Below are 14847 nucleotides of genomic sequence, written 5' to 3'. Positions count from 1 at the left end.
CTGCATGCCCGGACGCGCACAGTGAACGCTCACTCGATGCGCCGAGGAGCCTCTAGCCATGTCCCGCCGCAAAACGCTTCGTATTGCGACGTTCAACGTCAACGGCATCGGCACACGCCTGCCGCAGCTGTTGGACTGGCTGCACAGGGAATCGCCGGATGTGGTTGCCCTGCAGGAACTGAAGGCGACCGACGCCGCGTTTCCCGCTGCGGCATTGGAAGGGGCCGGCTACGGTGCACTCTGGCAGGGTGAGGCGCGCTGGAACGGGGTGGCGCTTCTTGCACGGGGGGCCACGCCGGTTGAAAGCCGCCGCCGATTGCCGGGCGAGCCCAAGGACACCCAGAGCCGCTACCTGGAGGCGGCGGCGCATGGCATTGTGGTGGGCGCTCTCTACCTGCCCAACGGCAACCCGCAGCCCGGGCCCAGGTTCGACTACAAGCTGCGCTGGATGGCGCGCCTGATCCGGCATGCGCGCAGCCTGGTCGGGCTGCCGCACCCGGCGCTGCTGCTGGGTGATTTCAACGTGATTCCCACCGAAGCCGACGTCTACGACCCCAAGGCCTGGCGCCGCGATGCGCTGTTCCAGCCCGAGGTTCGCGATGCCTTCGAGCGGCTGCTCGCGCAGGGCTGGACCGATGCGCTGCGAATGGTGCACGGCGACGCCACGATCTACACCTTCTGGGACTATTTCCGCCAACATGCCGAGCGCGACCGTGGGCTGCGCATCGATCATCTGCTGTTGAATCCGGTACTGGCGGAGCGACTGAAGGATGCCGGCGTCGACCGCTGGGTACGACTGCAGGAAAAGGCCAGCGACCACGCGCCAGCCTGGGTGACGGTCAGGGCGTGATCAGCGTGCGGCCGGGTCTTCGCGCCGCTCGCGGCGTACCCGCGCGCGGGTGCGGTACAGGCGGCTGTCCGCCTTCTGGATGGTGTCGGCCACGGGTTCGCCGGGCGTGTTGATGGCCGCACCCATCGAGAACGCGCTGGGCGAAAGCGCGGCGTGGTCCTGGTACCAGTGTTCCAGTTCGCTCAACCGGCCATTTTCGGGCGCGACCAGCACCACCATGAACTCGTCGCCACCCAGCCGTACCACGGTCTCGTCCTTGCCCAGCGGCGAGCGCAGGAAGGTGGCGAACTCGACCAGCACGGCATCGCCGCGGCGGTGGCCCTGGGTGTCGTTGATGTGCTTGAAATGGTCCAGATCGAACATCACGCACGCCCAGCGCTCGTCAATCAGTTCATCCAGCCGGTGCAGGTAACGCCGGTTGTAGCACTGCGTGAGCGGATCCTTGAAGGACATGTCGCGCAGCTGCTGCTCCTGCATCCTCAGCGCGGTGACGTCCTGCGCATGCCCCAGCACGTAGGGCGGGCTGGCTTCGTTGTCGAGCACGTTGTGGTACGCCCAGTAGTGGCGCGTACCATCGGCGGCAATCAGCTCGATCACGCCAGCGTCGGTGTGGTTTGCCTGGATCCGGGCGAGGTAGGCCTTGAAGTCCTCGCGCTTTTCCGGTGGCATCAGGTCACACAGGCTGCGCCCGATCATCTGGCTTTCCTCGAAGCCCAGCGACTGCACCGCCGCCGGATTCACCGAGGTCAATGTCCCGTCCAGCGTGTGGGTGCAGATCAGGCCCAGGCTATAGTGGAACAGTCGCCGGTAGCGGGTTTCGCTGGCTTCCAGCGCGTCGAGCGCGGCTCGCTCGTCCGTGATGTCCTGGATGGCCCCGACCAGGCGCGGATGGCCGTCGACCTCTTGCCGGCTGCCGACCACCCGGGTCCAGATCGCGCGCCCGTCGGCGGTCGTCATTGGCAGCTGCACCTCCCAGGACGTGCCTTCGTCGATGCAACGCTGCACTGCCGCGCGGATGATGTTGCGGCTGTCTTCGCGATAGAACGACAGCGCGGTGTCGAGCGTCGGTTCAAAGTTGCTGCGCACGCCGTGCAACTGCTTGGTCTCGCGGGTCCAGCGCACTTCGTTGGTGACCAGGTCCATCTCCCAGCCGCCCACCCGCGCCGCGCGGTTGGTGCGCTCCAGGAAGTCTTCGCTGCGTTTCAGCTCGCGATGCAGCGCTTTCGCCTGGCCAACCTGCGCCATCAGGGTACTGCGCTGTTCCAGCACCTGGGTGGTGACCCGCGCCAGATGCACCATCAGTTCGCGCTGGGAGGGGGACAGCACGCCGGGCATCGGGTCGAGCAGGCACAGCGTGCCGATACGTGCGCCGTGCGCCGAGCCCAGGGGGATGCCAGCGTAGTGGCGGATGCGCGGCCCACCTGTCACCAGCGGATTGGTGGAGAAACGTGGATCCTGGCGCGCATCGGGTATCTCGAACAGCTCGTCCTGGCGTATGGCATGGGTGCAGAAGGAAATTTCGCGAGCCGTCTCGCTGACGCCCTCAAGGCCGATGTTGGCCTTGAACCACTGGCGGTCTTCGGCCACCACGGTGATCAGGCCCATCGTCAGGCCGGTCGCGGCGCGGGCGGCGGCGACGATGGCATCGAACACCGGCTCCGGGGGCGTATCCAACAGGTGCAGTCGTTCGATTTCAAGCAGTCGTTCGGCTTCGTCCATGGCGCTTTTCAGGGCTGGGTGGCGAGGGCGGTTGCGGCGGCTGTCTTGGATCACGGTAGTGCGTGCGGCGTTATGTATCGCCATGGCAGGGTGATGCCGGCGTGAGGCGCGCGCGCCGGCTCAGTGTTGCCGGAGCGATGCCTGCAAGGCGGTAGCCAGCGCGGCATCACCGGACACCAGGTCCTGCCAGCGCAGCGTGATGCCCTTGCGGCGCCCCTTTTCAACCAGCTTCAGTCCTTCGGGGTCCACGATGAGGGTGTAGGGCTGGCCATCGATGTCCAGTTCGCGTCGCAGCGGTTTGTCGAGCGGGGTCATCATCGTTTCCTCGCCGGGGAGAGAGCGCGGCGTGGCTGTATCGATACGTGACGATGATCACGGACGTGCCAACGCCAGGGGAAATCAACAGCGCGGGTGATGCCGATGCGGGGCCCGACCACTGGATCCTCCGGCGGCGGCACGCCGTCGCTGACGATGACAATGCCGTGGTTGCCGGTCACCAGATCAGCGCCGTCGAAGCTGCGGTCCAGCCCGAAGGCCTGCGAGAGCTTGCCGGGCCCGCTGGCCAGATCGTGGTCGCGGCGCGCGGCGGGACGCAGTTCGCGCATGCGCTCCAGGCCCACCAGCGGCTCGATGGCCCGCAGCAGCACCGCCACGCCTTCACCCACTTCGCCGCAGACAACGTTGCTGCCCCAGTGCATCCCGTAGGTGAAATAGACATACAGGTGGCCGGCCTCACCGAACATGCTGGCCGTGCGCGGCGTCTGCCCGCGATAGGAGTGTGCGGCCGGATCGACACTGCCCGCGTAGGCTTCGACTTCAACGATGCGACCGGCCCGGCCATCGTCACGGACCAGGAGCTTGTTGAGCAGCTCGGGCGCAACCTCGACGGGGGGGCGCCGGTAGAAGCTGCGCGGGAGGATCTGAAGAGAGGCAGGCAACCAATCCGGCACGGTAGAGGCAGGCTCGGGCAAACGGTGATGGCACTGTGGCATCAGGCAGGTGAAACGGGCGCAGACGCAGTGTCATTGCTGCGCAGGACCGGCGGCCAGTGCGGCTCTCCGTGCGGCATAGACCTCCGGCGTCTGTGGCTTGATGAACAGTGCCACCAGTTCCGGATACTCGCGCTTCACTGCCGTTTCGATGCGGGTGATGCAGGCTTCGATCTGCGGGGTCCGCCGGTCATCCTCGAACTCGGCGCTGAGCATGGCCACGACCTGTTCCGGGCCCATCTGCATGGTGGTCACGCCATTGGCGCGGCGCAGGTCTGGATCGGTTTCCGCCACGGCCATGATCCGCTCGGCCACCGCCGGGTGGGCCGGCTCACCCACCAGCAGTCCCTTGGTTTCGCGTGCGAGAAGAAAGGCGGTGGCGGCAAGCACGCCCGCGATGCACAGCGACGCCACACCATCAAGCACCGGCGTGTCCAGGATCTGTGCGGCCACGAGCCCGATCAGTGCGAAACCCAGGCCCAGCAGGGCCGCGCTATCCTCCAGCAGCACGGTAAAGGTGGAAGGATCCTTGCTGCGGCGGAAGGCTTCGAAGTAGCCAAGCTTGCCCTTGGTACGCCGGAACTCGCGCAGCGCCACCCACCAGGAGGCACCCTCGAACAGGATGGAGATGCCCAGCACGCTGTAGCTCAACGCGTGGTTGGTGGCCGGCTCCGGCTGGCGGATGTGCTGGATACCTTCGTAGGCCGAAACGCCGGCGCCGGCAGCGAACACCAGCAGGGCGACGATGAAGCTCCAGAAGTACAGTTCGCGGCCATAGCCGAACGGATGTACCGGGTCCGGCGCCTTGCCGGCGCGGCGCAGCCCGTACAGCAGCAGCACCTCGTTGAGGGTGTCGACCAGCGAATGCACGCCTTCGCTGAGCATGGCCGAGCTGCCGGAGATGCCGGCGGCGATGAACTTGGCGATCGCAATGGCGAGGTTGCCCGCGAGCGCGGCATAGATGACAAGGCGGGAACCGGTGGGAGCGGACATGTCAGCAGCGGGGCACGGTAGACGGCTGATCTTCGCGGTCTGCCCGTGCCCATCGCGTGCACGTCGCGGTCAACGCCCCCTGGGATTGAGATAAAGCCGGGCTCCATCCGACTCGCGGAACCCCGACCAGCGCCCGCTGCCCGACGCGCGGAAACGCCCGTACACCGTATTGCTGGTATCGGTCAGCAGCAGCTGGTTGCCCGACAGTACCCAGCGGTTGGCCGAGAAGAAGCCGTCCGGGCAGCCGGCAGGCACGTAGGCGCTGTAGCCACCGAACCACTCACTGTTCTTCAGCTCGATGGTGCAGGTGCTGCCGTTCTCCTGGCCCAGCGTCCAGCTGCCGAACAGATCGCTGTCGCGCACATCGCGGTCGCCGCGGTGGCGGTCATGGTTCCAGTCGTCGTTGTCGTCGTGGAAACCGAAGCCCACGTCGATCTCCTTGCTTTCGGTGCGCGACTCGGACTGGGAGCTGCCACTGGTGGTGGTCTGCGTGGTCATCGAACCACTGGTCTGGGTCTGGGTGCTGCTGGATTGCGTGGTCTGGTCGCTGTGGGTGGTCTGTTCGCCGAAGCCGAACGAAGTGTCCTGGGCAAGGGCGGGCAGGGCCAGGAAGTACAGCGCCGACAGGCAGCTACGGGCAAGCAGAGCAGCCATCGCAGGATCCTCGGAAGGGTGGATCGCGCGAGTATCGAACCGGTGGGGTGGGAGACGGTGTGAGGGCGCGCCCTGAGGCAAGCCAGCCAAGAACAGGGGCTGTCCGCTGAAGGGTAGTGCCGGCCGCTGGCCGGCTCCCCTTTGACGCCCAGAGCCGAAGGAATGCCGGCCCGCGGCCGGCACCTCCCGCAGCCAGGCATGGCTTGGCTCTACTGGTCGGGTTTCACCCTTACCACCCGTTTCCGGTACTCGTACACGTTGTCACCGCGGATGCGCTTTTCCTCGGTGCCGATGACCCGGCCCACCTGCTGGTCCGAACCGGTCACGGGCTGTGCCTCGATTTCGGTCTCGTGCTCGAAGGAATGCGATTTGTCCGTGTTGCGGTAATAGCGGTACAGCGCCCAGTACAGCGCGGTCGCGCCGGCTGGACCTGCCGCCAACAGCCAGAGTCCACTGTCGTCGCTCATGTCGATGCTACCAGGAAGGCAATTGCGAGGGCTTCAATGATGGTGCCGGTGGCCAGTGCCGCCAGCAGCATCTTCCATTGCTGCACTGGCACGCTGCCCATGGTTTCGCCGGTACGGCCGTTCACCGCGATGTAGTGCAACATGCCGCCGTTCTTTCCGGGCTGGTGATACGAGTACAACCACACCGGCAGGTACATCGACACCCAGCGCGTTCCGTGCACCTCCAGCTGTTCCTGTTCCCAACGCACGCCACGGTTGTAGCGCCTCACCGAACCTTCCACCTGTGCGCGGGCAATCGACAGAAGCTGGTCTTCCAGCCGCGGCCGCAGCTTTTCCACGTCGAGATTGCGTTTTTCAGAGGTGAAGCCGGCCAGGTACGAAGCGTTCCATTTCACCGCGTTCTTGGTGTCGAATGGCAGGATAGTGTTGATGATGTTGTTGGTGTTGGCGCGGATATCAAGATTCCCGCGCTCGGCCGAGGATTCCAGCGGAAGGTCATCCACGGTGAAATCGACCTGGCGTTCGACCTGGTAGACGTCGGCGTCATACAGGGTGCGCTTGTTTTTCTCGCTGCCCACGGTGTACTGCCGGGTCTGGATCTCGCCCTTGCCGGCCACAGCCGCGCTGACATTGCTGTCGACGATCATGTAGGGCAGGAACACGCCCACCACGTTCTCCGGGGTGAACTGATCCTTGAATGCCTTCAGCGCGAACATGCGGCGCTTGTCGACGAACTGGTGGATGCGCGCGACCGCATCGTCCTTCTTGATATGGAAGGGCAGCACCGCATCGGGCACCGCGCCGTTGGCGATCTGCTCGTTGACGCCGAAGACGTGGCGGCACCAGTGGCAGCGCGCCGTCATCGTACTCTCGGTATTGACCGTGACTTCTGCGCCGCACCCGGTGCATTTGAACGTCATCAGTGCCGAGGTGTCGGCATCGATGTCACGCGCACCGGAGGCGATGACCGTACCGCGCAGCTGGTCGATGGCTTCGCCAAGGCCGAATTCTTCCTCGACCCGCGCGCCATGCCATTCGTGACGGCAGTACAGGCAGACCAGGATATCGGTCCCGGCTTTGGGACGGATGTCGGTGGCGCCGCACTTCGGGCAGCGGTTGAGACCGTCCTTCAGCTCGCTGGCCGAGGTATCGATGGCCACAGGATCGGGCGCTTCCACTTCATCGCGGATGGCCTGCGGCAGTTTGGAGGTGTCCAGCGGGAAGCTGCCGGGCAGGGGAGGGACGTCCTGCGGCGAACCGGGCCCATCCAACGACGCCGCCGGCAAGGGTGGCGGCGTCGCGGGCGCGGATCCGGGCAGCGGCGGTGGGCCGTTTCGGGGATCGGACATGTTGGGTGTACGTCCTGCCGTTACAGGCCCAGTGCCTTGGCCTTGAGCGCGTCGTAATCGCTCTGGGTGATCAAGCCCAGATCGAGCATTTCCTTGGCCTTCTTCAGCTTGGCGACCGGATCGTCGGCCGCCGGGGTGGCCGGCTGCTGCATGCCGCCGACACCGAACATGCCAGATGCCATACCGACACCGACCAGACCTGCCGCGCCGCCGTTTTCGCCGGCCGATTGGATGCCCTGGGCAACGCTGGCCTGCAGGTTGGAATTGCCGCGCGAACCGGACAGCGCATCGGCGCGCTGCACGGTCTTCAGCAGTTCGCGGGTGTTGGCGTCGTACTCGATCGAGACGATGGCGGTCTTGACGATGGCCAGGCCGCGGTCGGACTTCCATTGGTAACCCTGTTCGACGGCGGCCGACAGGCTCTGCGCGAAGCCCAGCGAGTCCTGCTGCAGCTTGGTGATGCGGTTGCCCTTGCCCGGATCGTTGGTATACAGGCTGAAGGCCGGCGCCAGCGAACCGACCACTTCATTGAACAGTTGGCTGGCAGCGGCGTTGTCCAGATCGGTGAAGTCGAACACCTGGCCCGGCCGCAGGTAGCTGGCCGGCACGAAGTTCTTCACGAACAGGATCGGGTCGACGATCTTCAGCGTGTACGAGCCGCGGGTGATCGCACCGACCTGGGTATTGAGGAATCCGTCGTCCCAGTAGATTTCCGACTGGGTGCCGAAGCGGTTGTCCGGCAATTCCTTCAGCGAGACGAAGTAGGCCGCCTGCTGCGCGCCCGGCTGGCCGCCGAACTTGAAGCGTTCCCAGCTCTGCTTGATGAAGGTGCTGACCAGGCCGTCGCCGGCGAAGATCGACTGCGAGTTCAGATCGTCCGAACGCCATTCGTAGCCACCCGGTTCGGCGACGAATGCGGTGATCGCACCGTCCTGGAACAGCAGCAGGCCGTAACCTTCGGGCACGATGATTTTCGAGCCGTTGGTGATGATGTTGGACGAGCCACTGGTGTTGGAGCCGCGGCCGGCATTGGTGCCCTGCGGCACCGCCGCGAACAGGGCGGCCGTGGACGGCAGGCCCGCCGGCACGGTGTAGAAGTCCTTCCACTGGTCGGCCAGCACACCGCCAACCGCCCCCTTCACCGCCTGTACCAGACCCATGTCCAACTCCCTGTGATTCGAGGGCAGGCACCATGCCTGCCGAGCTGGACTGAATATAGCAGCGGTGGAGGACGGCAGTAGTGCCGGAACATGAATCCGGATCAGCGCCGGCCAGTGCCGGTTGGCCCGGCCCGTACCGCCTGCAGCACGGCCGCCATGTCCAGCGCCCCCGATCCGGACGCCAGTGCCTGTGCGAACAGCGCGTCGCTGGCGTCGATCAAGGGCGCATGCATGCCCACCTCATGGGCGGCAGCGGCTACCAGCCCACTGTTCTTGCGCACGTCGGTGATCGACGCCTGCACGCTGAAGTCACCACGGATCATTTTGTCCAGCTTGATTCGCGATACTTCGCTGGCCATCGGCCCCGCGTTGAGCACCTGCGCGAAGCGGTCAAGCTCGATGCCGTGTGCTTCGGCGAAGTACACCGCTTCGGCCAAGCCGGTGACCAAGGTGATCAGGTACAGGTTCACCGCCAGTTTCATGCGCAGTGCGGACGGCACTGCACCACAGCACACCGTTTGCCTGCCCATCGGTGCAACCAGTGGGGCGGCTGCCGCGAGGTCGACATCGGCACCGGCCAGCAGGATCACCAGCTGCGCCGCTTCGGCCTGCACGCGTGAGCCAGACACCGGCGCTTCCACGTAGCGGCCGCCCGCGGCACGGATCTGTTCGGCCAGCGCCTGTGAGTACGCTGCCGAGCTGGTACCCATGTTGATCAGCAGGCGGCCCTCGACCCGCTCGCCAAACGCCGCGCCATGCCGATCGAGCACGTTGTCGATGGCATCGTCATTGGCCAGCATCAGGATGAGGGTGTCGCAGGCCGCGAATACCTCGTCCACCGCCTCGCAGACGTTGATGCAGGCGGTGCGCGCGGCCGCATGGTTGCGGTCGGAGCGCGACCAGCCGCATACCTCGTAACCTGCGCGAGCCAGATGGGCCGCCATGGGCGTTCCCATCACTCCAAGTCCCAGGAATCCGATGCGCATGATGGACGTCCGCTGGCCGCAGAGCGCCCATCATGCCATGGGCAGTGGCCGCTAGAGCATGTAAGGAATCTTGAACGCCAACGTGAAGTCCGGCGCATCCGGGGTCAGCCCGATGCCCAGCAACGTCACCAGCGTGGTGTGCTGGTTCAACGCATAGGTCACGCCCAGGTTCAGTGATGCCGCATTGGCGTCACTGCCGATCACTTTCATCCACTTGCCACCCTGGAAGCGGGTGGAGGCGCGGGCGCTGATGCGGTCGCTGAAGGACAGGCTCAGGCTGGTCCGCTCGTTGAATGCGAAGGCAACACCTGCACCGAAGTACACCGAGCCGCCCAGCTTCACGTCGCCTGGGTTGACCGTATCCGGATTGCTGTCGATGTCGCTGAAGCCGCGAGGGATGGAGTGCACGTACCCGATGTTGGCGAACAGGATGGCCGGGTCAGCGGTCTTCACCATCGACAGGCCGAGGTTGGCCTGCCATACGCCGTTGCCGGTGGGTTGCTCGCGCGGCACGGCGAAGCGGATGTAGTCGTCGTCATCGCGTTCGATCACCTTCCAGTCCAGGCCGTAGGGCGCGCGCCCGGTGGGGGCGGTGACACCGGCCGTGAGCACGGTCTCCGGGCGCCAGCCGCGTTCGCCGAACAGCCGGTAGTTCGCGCTCAGGCCAATGTCGCCCAGGCCGTTGCCGTTGGTCTGCTCCTGCGCGATGGCGGCCGCTGCACCGCCGGCGCCGCCTTTCTGGTATACGGTGCGCCGCGCCAGGTAGGGCACATCCAGGTTGAGGGTCAGGTTCGGGCTGACGCCCCAGCGGGCCGCCACGTTATAGGTCAGCGAGTCGGACTCCACGTTCTCGATGGCGATATTGCCGAGGAAGATGGCGTCCAACGCGAGGAAGCCGTTGAGGGTGAGCTGCTTGCGGTCATAGCGGGCGTAGGTGAGGCTGTTCTCGATGGTGAAGCGACGGGAGAACAGGGCCGATTGCTGCTGCTTCACGTCGTCCACGCTGCGCCGCGACTCCTGCTTGGCCTGTTGGGCCTCGGCAGCGGTACTGGCGTAGCCCTCGCTGCTCGGTGGAACCGCGGCGGCCGCTGCCTGCGCCAATGGTGCGGCCGGTGGGGTCGAGGCTGGGCCAACCCGCCCGCCCAAGCGTGCCTGCATGGCCTGCACCTGCATGTCCAGTTCGCGCAGCCGCCGCACTTCCTGTGCGTAGTTGGCTTTCAGCTGTTCCAGCTGGTTGGCCAGGGCCTGCACGTCTGCGCCATCGTCAGGCGTCGGCGGCACGGCAAGGGCGGTGCCCGCCAGCGCCGCCAGCGCCAACGGGGTGATCCTCATCAGGGTGTGCATGTTCGTGTCCTGCGTTGTGGAGCGTTTCCCCCAATGCCAGGCCCTGCTACTGGCCCGGCCCCATGCCGCGGTTCAACGCAATCGCCTGGGCCACGTTCTGGCTCAACGGCAGGTTGCCGCCCACGGCGTTGCGCACCAGCTCCAGCCGCAGCTGGTTGCTGGCGATCTGGCCATCACCGGTAAGGGCGATGCCCTGGCCGACGCTGCCATTGCGGATCCACTGCTGCACCAGCCCCTGGCCATCCACCTGCAGCAGCAGGCGTGCCTGGTTGCCTTCCAGCACGGCCGTCGCGCTGGTGCCGGCCTGCTGCGCGGTGACGTTGCTTGCGCCATCAGAGAGAACAGCCGGCACGCCACCCTCGCGGACGGTCAGCGTGGTGACGTTGCGCGCGACATTGCCATCGCCGGCCACCTGCACGCTCTGCACCAGGCCGCTGGCATTGGCCAGGCCGCTGCTGTCGATGCTGCGTCCGTGGGTATCGGGCAGCGGCGCATCGGCTGCCGTGACATGCACGCTGGGCTGGAAGCTGAGCTTCGGCGCGCCACCACCACGGAAGTCCATGCCCAGGGTCAGGCTGCCCTGCAGGGTCGTGCCGTTGCTGGCCTGCCACTGCGACACCATGGTGACCCCGAACCAGGCAACGTTGTTGCCACCCACGGTGTAGCGCCCCCGCATCAGGCTCAGCTCCGGGTCGGGGATTTCCGTGAGTCCACGCCCGGTCCTGCCGTCGGCGGCCTGCAGGGGCAGGGCAGGGGCCATCAGCAGCAGAGCCATCCATACGTGTTGACGGAACATGGTCGTACCTCCTCAGAACAGGTCGGCGTGGCTGAAGCCGAAGTCGACCAGTTCGGCATCGGTGATCGGCCCTTGCCGCGCATAGAGCGCGCGGGCACTTGGCCGTTCGCTGGGTTGCAGAAGAACGGTGTTGCGATCGAAGTCGCTGCCGATCACCACGAAGACCGCGCGCGATGGCCAGGCGGCCAGGAACTCCGGCAGCGCCAGGCTGCGGTTGCCGAGGATCGGGTCAGCCACTTCCACGATGCCGTTGCGCACCTGCTTGAGCACCACGAAATGGCGGAAGCCGCGCACGTCCATCAGCACCAGTCCTGGCACGCGAAGGGTGCGCAGTCGTGTTTCATCGATGCGGTAGCCCCGGCCACGCATGCCCAGCGATTCCACGTAGCGCTTGATGTCGAGCAGGGAGAAGCCGCGTTCGGCCACCAGCGCTGGATCGGAAACCCCCATCATTCCTTCGATCACCGTCGCTTCGTCGGTCTGCAGGTGATAGGCATGGCGCAGGATGGTCGCCAATGCGGCCGCCCCGCAGCTGTAATCGGTGTGCTGGCGCACCACGTTGCGGTAGCGCCGCTCCTGCATGCTTTCCACCTTCTGCTGCAGCAGCGCGCCATTGGGCAGCACGCCGGCGAAGTGGACCTCGCCCGCCCATGCCGATGCGGTGCCCATCAGCAACAGGAAGGCCAGCAGGCGCATCGATGGAGGGCAACGGATCATCTACGTTCTCCGGCAGCAGGGGGGAGCCCCTGCCCCAAGGGGGAGGAGGAACAGGGGCTCCCGGGGACCCGGCCATTGGCGGACGGCCGGGGTGTTGCGCTTACTCGCCGCTGCCACCACCGCCGCCGGTGCTGGGCTGGGCCACTGCCAGGGCCAGGCTGTTGGCCTGCAGGTTGCCGGTGCCCGCAGCAACGTTCACGCCGATGTTGCCGGAGGCGCCCGAGAAGGCACTGCCGGACAAGGCCGAGGTGTTGGTCGCATTGACATTCACCCACCGCGTGGTGCTGACCGTGCCGCTGAGGCTGGCATACAGGTCAGCCACGCCCAGTTCGACGAACTGGCTGGTGCCACTCTCACGCGTATCGAAGCCCAGGCCGCCCACCCCCGGCCGGTTGGGGTTCATCGTGGCGTTCTGGATCTGGTTGTCCAGATCGATATGGCCGGTGCTGTTGCCACCCGGGTGCGGCAGCTCGCCACTCCACGTATCCAGGTAGTAGTTGGCCATCTGGTAGGCGTTGCCGGTGCCGCGGTAGGTGCCCGCGCCATAGGCCAGTGTCAGGCCGCTGACGCCGCCACGCATGCCGACCTGCACGGTATCGGTGTAGGACTGCACGAAGCCGGCGTTGCTGACCGTGTTGCCGGTGGAGACCTGGTTGGAGCTGATGCTCGACTGGGCCACCGCCGTGGTCGCTACCGACGCCGCGAGCGCGTTCTTCTGCTCATTGTTGTTGCCCGAGGCGATGTTCACGCCAATGTTGCCGGACGCGCCGCCAAAGGCGTTGCCGCTGAGACCTGCGGCGTTGGTGACACCGGAGTTCATGGTGGCGTTGCCGAAGCCGGCCTGGTTGACGAACACCTCGGCGTCGGCCATGCCGAAGCTGAAGGACGCATCGGCCGCAGATAGTGAAGCCGCGTTGTCCTGCGCATTGTTGTCGCCGGAGACGACATTGAAGCCCAGATTGCCCGAGGCACCGGCGCCGACGCTGTCACCGATCGACGCGCTGTTGGTGACCAGGCTGTTGCTGGTGGCGTTGTTGCTGATCGACTGCCGGTTGTCGATCACGGCAATGGCCGCCGAGTCGAGGTCGATGTCGCCGGTGATGTTCGGGTCGCCGGAGAAATTGATGTCGGTGCTCAGGCGCAGGTCCTTCTCCAGGTTCACGTCGACGCCGTGGTTGTTCTTTTCCTTGCGTTCGTCGGCCTGGATGTTGCTGTGCTTCTGCACATTGACGTTGACGGTGCGATTGCGCACGTCGTTGTCGGTGTGGTTGTGCGTTTCGTTGCGGGTCTCGCTGACGGTGTGGTTGTGGTTGATGTTCGCGTTGGCGTTCTGGTTGTCCCAGCCATTGGCCGCAGCGGCGGTCGAGGCAGTGGCAATCGCCATGGCGAGCATGGTCTGTTTGACGGTCGCTTTCATGGTGCCCTCTCTCTCATCAGGTGGTGCATCGGTTGGGTGGTTGTCACGGGCGGTCCTGCACGACCAGGCCCAGTACGTTGGCCGTGTCGTTGCCGTTGCCCGCGATCTGATTGAGTTGCAGGACCCCGTCGAATCCCCGCAGTGCGGTGCTGGCTACACCGGCGCTGCGGGTGCCCGTCGCGACGCCGCGACCGGTGTCGTCCCGCCCCCCTGCCAACGCGGAACCCTCGGCGGCCAAGGCCGTATCGTCGGTTTCGCGTATGCCCTGTCGGGCCAGCGTCGCGCTGACGACGTTGAGCGTCGTGTTGGCGATGCCGCTGGCCTGGTTGATGGATGCGATGCCACTGGCACCGGCCAGTGCGTCACCGCCAACGATCGCGGCGGCCTGCAGCGGCCCGGACAGCACGCGGTTGCCCTGCTGCAGTTGCCGGGCATTGATCGCCACGTCGGCGCGATCGCCCTTGGCGATACCCCGCAGGTTGGCCTGCACGTTGAGGTCGCCGGCGGCCTGGTTCACGGCGATGGCACCCGTCGCCCCGGCCAGTGCGTGGCCGTCGATGCGGGCCACGTCGAGATAGGCGAGCATGCCGCCGTAGTCATCGGCCCGGGTCGCCCAGGGCGCGGCAGCGAGCAGCAGAAGCAAGCCGTGCAGGGCCTTCATTTTCCACCTGCCGGGGCCGTGCCCTGCAGCGGGAACTGGGCCAGCGCGCCGCGCACGGTATCGGCGATACCGCGGGTGCTGCTGCCGACCGCACCGAGCGGCCCACTCATGGCGCCCCCCAGGCTGCTGCCGACCATGCCGTCGCCACTGCGGCCCAACGTGCCGCCCAGGGCCTGCTGGGTGACCCGTTCAACGGTAGTGCCGCCCGGTGTCGCGACGGACGCTGCCTGGCCGGCACCCATGCCGGCATAGTCCTCATCGCTCAACTCGTCCATGCCGTTCGTCGTGCCACCGGCGCCCAATGCGGTGGCGATCTCGCGCTGTGGCTTCGGGTCGGCAATCAGGGCCATGCCCGGTGGTGCCATGCGATAGGCCGGCCGCGCGGAGACGTCCCGCAACAGGACGATTTCGCCCGGCTGTGCCTTCACGCCCTGGCGGGCGCCGGACGCGGATGCGCCCGCGCCAACCGACAGCAGGGCGATTGCCAGTGCTGCGGCCAGGCCGTGAATCAGGGTGGTGCCGTCCATGCCGATCTCCCGCGATGGGTGCGGCGGAACCACGCATCAACCGTGCCAACCTGGAAGTGCCCACCCGCCAATGTCGGGACCGTGCAGCACCTGACCGGGCTGCTGCCACGGTGTTACAGGCACGTCGGGGAATCGTTGGGATTTCGAAGCCCCAGGCACCGCAGGGCAAGGGCGGCGGGCAACTGTTGCATGGGTGTTACAGGTGGCGCCGCCGTCTG

15 protein-coding genes and 1 pseudogene are annotated in these 14847 nt (G+C 66.2%); 1 reads left to right on the top strand and 15 read right to left on the bottom strand.

Features of this window, described 5'->3' with window-relative positions; translation table 11 throughout:
* Positions 1–58 precede the first annotated feature (58 nt).
* Entirely contained in the window at positions 59–850 is a 792-nt protein-coding gene (gene xth, locus G370_RS0106085; RefSeq protein ID WP_019659792.1) for an exodeoxyribonuclease III, read from the top strand.
* Here the strand turns inward: xth and G370_RS0106080 are convergent, their stop codons facing one another.
* The 15 genes and pseudogenes from G370_RS0106080 to G370_RS0106010 form a co-directional block, all read right to left on the bottom strand.
* Positions 851–2569 (bottom strand): sensor domain-containing diguanylate cyclase, encoded by a 1719-nt coding sequence (locus G370_RS0106080; RefSeq protein WP_019659791.1) that lies wholly within the window; start codon positions 2567–2569, stop codon positions 851–853.
* Positions 2570–2689: 120 nt separating this feature from the next.
* Positions 2690–2884, bottom strand: a complete 195-nt coding sequence (locus tag G370_RS0106075; RefSeq protein WP_019659790.1) for a hypothetical protein — start codon at positions 2882–2884, stop codon at positions 2690–2692.
* The gene (locus tag G370_RS0106070) at positions 2884–3519 is read right to left on the bottom strand and encodes a DNA-3-methyladenine glycosylase (protein ID WP_026346997.1); all 636 of its coding nucleotides are present in this window, start codon (positions 3517–3519) and stop codon (positions 2884–2886) included. Before G370_RS0106070 ends, G370_RS0106075 begins: the two co-directional genes overlap by 1 nt.
* Positions 3520–3591: 72 nt before the next feature.
* Positions 3592–4551, bottom strand: a complete 960-nt coding sequence (locus G370_RS0106065) for a cation diffusion facilitator family transporter (protein WP_019659788.1) — start codon at positions 4549–4551, stop codon at positions 3592–3594.
* A 69-nt stretch (positions 4552–4620) separates the two neighbouring features.
* On the bottom strand, positions 4621–5205 hold the full coding sequence (locus G370_RS0106060) for an AprI/Inh family metalloprotease inhibitor (RefSeq protein WP_019659787.1): 585 nt from the start codon (positions 5203–5205) through the stop codon (positions 4621–4623).
* A gap of 209 nt (positions 5206–5414) precedes the next feature.
* Positions 5415–5672: a hypothetical protein gene (locus G370_RS0106055; protein WP_019659786.1), complete on the bottom strand. Its 258-nt coding sequence runs from the start codon at positions 5670–5672 to the stop codon at positions 5415–5417.
* Positions 5669–7021 (bottom strand): membrane protein, encoded by a 1353-nt coding sequence (locus tag G370_RS0106050; protein WP_019659785.1) that lies wholly within the window; start codon positions 7019–7021, stop codon positions 5669–5671. The genes G370_RS0106055 and G370_RS0106050 overlap by 4 nt, the downstream gene beginning before the upstream one ends.
* Positions 7022–7041: 20 nt before the next feature.
* On the bottom strand, positions 7042–8181 hold the full coding sequence (locus tag G370_RS0106045) for an SPFH domain-containing protein (protein WP_005409782.1): 1140 nt from the start codon (positions 8179–8181) through the stop codon (positions 7042–7044).
* Positions 8182–8282: 101 nt separating this feature from the next.
* Positions 8283–9173, bottom strand: a pseudogene (locus tag G370_RS1000000122010) (NAD(P)-dependent oxidoreductase); the annotation flags it as partial.
* 45 nt (positions 9174–9218) lie between these two features.
* A complete protein-coding gene (locus tag G370_RS0106035; RefSeq protein WP_019659783.1) occupies positions 9219–10511 on the bottom strand; it encodes a transporter in 1293 nt (430 codons plus the stop codon).
* Between the two features lie 46 nt (positions 10512–10557).
* Positions 10558–11307: a hypothetical protein gene (locus G370_RS0106030; protein ID WP_019659782.1), complete on the bottom strand. Its 750-nt coding sequence runs from the start codon at positions 11305–11307 to the stop codon at positions 10558–10560.
* A 12-nt stretch (positions 11308–11319) separates the two neighbouring features.
* Positions 11320–12024 (bottom strand): C39 family peptidase, encoded by a 705-nt coding sequence (locus tag G370_RS0106025; RefSeq protein WP_019659781.1) that lies wholly within the window; start codon positions 12022–12024, stop codon positions 11320–11322.
* Between the two features lie 100 nt (positions 12025–12124).
* Positions 12125–13441, bottom strand: a complete 1317-nt coding sequence (locus tag G370_RS0106020; RefSeq protein ID WP_019659780.1) for a hypothetical protein — start codon at positions 13439–13441, stop codon at positions 12125–12127.
* Positions 13442–13484: 43 nt separating this feature from the next.
* Positions 13485–14102, bottom strand: coding sequence for a hypothetical protein (locus G370_RS0106015; RefSeq protein ID WP_019659779.1), 618 nt, complete (start codon positions 14100–14102; stop codon positions 13485–13487).
* Positions 14099–14629 (bottom strand): hypothetical protein, encoded by a 531-nt coding sequence (locus tag G370_RS0106010; protein WP_019659778.1) that lies wholly within the window; start codon positions 14627–14629, stop codon positions 14099–14101. The genes G370_RS0106015 and G370_RS0106010 overlap by 4 nt, the downstream gene beginning before the upstream one ends.
* Positions 14630–14847 lie beyond the last annotated feature (218 nt).

The sequence above is a fragment of the Stenotrophomonas hibiscicola ATCC 19867 genome (genome assembly GCF_000382065.1).
GTDB classification, from domain to species: Bacteria; Pseudomonadota; Gammaproteobacteria; order Xanthomonadales; family Xanthomonadaceae; genus Stenotrophomonas; species Stenotrophomonas hibiscicola.
Note: the sequence above shows the minus strand (reverse complement) of the source record. Positions and strands in the feature narration are given on the sequence as shown.